The organism is Bartonella sp. AD328YNZD, assembly GCF_042196425.1.
Genome location: NZ_JBHIQG010000600.1, coordinates 1 through 995 on the forward strand (window position 1 = coordinate 1; position 995 = coordinate 995).

At 41.1% G+C, this 995-nt stretch carries 1 protein-coding gene; it reads right to left on the bottom strand.

Annotation, left to right across the window (positions count from 1 at the left end; all coding sequences use genetic code 11):
* Positions 1-2: 2 nt before the first annotated feature.
* Positions 3-995, bottom strand: a 993-nt coding sequence (locus tag ACFIO3_RS13965; RefSeq protein ID WP_375704677.1) for an autotransporter outer membrane beta-barrel domain-containing protein, incomplete at its 5' end; no start/stop codon positions are given.

The following is a 995-nucleotide window of genomic DNA, read 5'->3' on the forward strand; positions in this document are numbered from 1 at the left end:
AATTAAAAACTATAGCGTACACCTAAAATACCCTGAAGGGACTGTTTTGTTTTACGTCCTTTAACATAATGGGCCTCACCATATAACTTTAACTTCTCACTCACCAAACTGCTTAAACCTATTCCTAATTTACCCGCATTGCCCGATAAGTCCGTGGTAAATGGATGGCGTTGATTAATTAACGTTTGATTATCATCTTTATTCTCACGCAACCATGCGGCTGTAATATACGCAAATGATGAAGAAGCCATGCGAGAACCAAATTCATATCCTAAAGATAAGCCCACCTCACTGCGTAATGAAGTAAATGGACGCATGTCACCTACCATGTCATTCGATAACTTGATTGCTTTACCCTCAACACGCAACCATGTAAATTGTCCATAAGGCTGCAGCCAACTGCTCTGTGACGTCTGAAGTCGATAACCGGCTTCAAAGGAAGTTCCCAATGCCCTTTGAGTATATGTTCCTTCAATCCCTAAGCCATTCGTTGAAACTGCCTTCAGAGTATTTTGATAATGATTGTATTTTAAAATACCGTCGAGATACCATCCACTATGATCCAAATAAGTGACATAAGCACCAACGCCATAAGTATTTATACCGCTGGTCCCCCCCCGTGCATGCGCAACACGGGCACGATCATAACTGCCAAAACCACCTATATAAAAATCTCCATTTTCCCATTCGTTTAAACCATTGATTCCTAAAACGATACCGGTCTGATCCAGTTTAAAATCTATATGCTTTGTCGCAATACTCTCTTTAGATTTGATCGCATAGGTCCATAAAGCCGTATTCTTTTTACTTTTATCTAGAATTCCTCTTCCCGCACGTACGGCTTGCATTTCATTGTGAAATACCATAGCTGGAGCTACAGACATAGACAATACCGCATCTGTAGAAGGCGTAGTTAAAAAGTCAGAAACTGGAAGCGTCTCACTCAAGTGTGGAGAAGGTTGTTCCTGAGTGTTTGGCCGCAAAGTCATCTGATC